This window comes from Janthinobacterium sp. Ant5-2-1 (assembly GCF_001445815.1).
Lineage (GTDB): Bacteria > Pseudomonadota > Gammaproteobacteria > Burkholderiales > Burkholderiaceae_D > Janthinobacterium > Janthinobacterium lividum_E.
This window is the reverse complement of sequence record NZ_LNCE01000167.1, coordinates 1-1,298: the sequence shown is the minus strand read 5'-3', so window position 1 is coordinate 1,298 and position 1,298 is coordinate 1. Positions and strand designations below refer to the sequence as shown.

General features: G+C 67.6%; 1 protein-coding gene and 1 pseudogene. One reads left to right on the top strand and one right to left on the bottom strand.

The window, feature by feature from the left end:
• Positions 1-364: pseudogene (locus tag ASN89_RS27190) on the top strand (DeoR family transcriptional regulator); the annotation flags it as partial.
• A gap of 61 nt (positions 365-425) precedes the next feature.
• Here ASN89_RS27190 and ASN89_RS27185 read toward each other — a convergent pair.
• A partial coding sequence (locus tag ASN89_RS27185; RefSeq protein ID WP_058051407.1) for a zinc-dependent alcohol dehydrogenase family protein occupies positions 426-1,298 on the bottom strand: 873 nt, incomplete at its 5' end.

Genomic DNA, 1,298 nt, shown 5'->3' with positions numbered 1-1,298 from the left:
CGCCTGCGAAGTCATCGTGGCCGGCGGCGTGGTGCGCGGACGCGACCGTGGCATCGTGGGTGAAGCCACCATCGACTTCATCCGCCAGTTCAAGGTCGACATCGGCATCATCGGCATTTCCAGCATCGACGAAGACGGCAGCCTGCGCGACTTCGATGCGCGCGAAGTGAAGGTGGCGCAAGCCATCATCGAGCAGTCGCGCGAAGTGTGGCTGGTGGCTGACCAGCATAAATTCGGCCGCAAGGCGCTGGTGCGCCTGGCCGACCTGGCGCAAATCGATATCTTGTTTACGGATGCGCCGCCGCCGGCCCGCTTTGCCCAGGTCTTGCGCGATGCCAACGTAAAAGTGCACGTGGCCACCTGACGGCGACTCCTCCACTGGCCGTGCCAGGCAGCATCACCGGGCAAGACCTGGCCTCCCCGGCTCAGTGCGCGATGGCAAGCTTGCCGAAGTGGCGTCCGCCGGCAGCCAGCTCCGCATACGCTTCGGCCGTATCGTCGATGCTGAACACACGGTCGATGACGGGCACGATGCCATGCGCAGCGATGGCCTGCGCCGCCTGGGCCAGGTCCGCCACGCAACCGGTATTGTTGCCGACGATGCGCAAAGCCTTGACGATGACGGGCAGCAAGTCGATGCTGGCGGCCGTGCCGCCGACAAAGCCCACGGTGAAGACCGTGCCGCCCACCGCCGCCGCATTGAGCGAGCGCACGATGGTGGCGCCACCCACCGTCTCGACCACCAGGTCGGCGCCGCGCCCACCGGTCAGTTTCAGCACTTCCGTGTCCCAGGCGGGCGTGGCCCGGTAGTTGATCAGGTGATCGGCACCCAACTGGCGCGCACGTTCCAGCTTTTCATCGCTGGACGACGCCAGGATCACTGTGGCGCCCGACGCCTTGGCGAACTGCAAGGCGAAGAGGCTGACGCCGCCCGTTCCCAACAACAACACCACCGATCCGGGGCGCACTGGCGCCGAACGCACGGCGTTCCAGGCCGTCGTCGCCGCGATGGGCAGCGCCGCGCCCTGGACAAAATCAAGGTGGGCCGGCAAGGCGACCAGGCTGGCAGCGGGGACGACCACGTACTCGGCCAGCGAGCCGGGCAAGGTGACGCCGCGCATTGCGCCCACGTTGTGCGGCGTGATGGCCCCGCCCTGCCAATTCGGCATGAAGTGCGGGATGACGCGGTCGCCGACGGCCAGGCCGCTGACGCCGTCGCCCAGCGCCGCCACTTCACCCGCGCCGTCGGCGACGGGGATCAGCGGAAAGGCCGCGCCGGCAAAATGACCTGTCGCAAT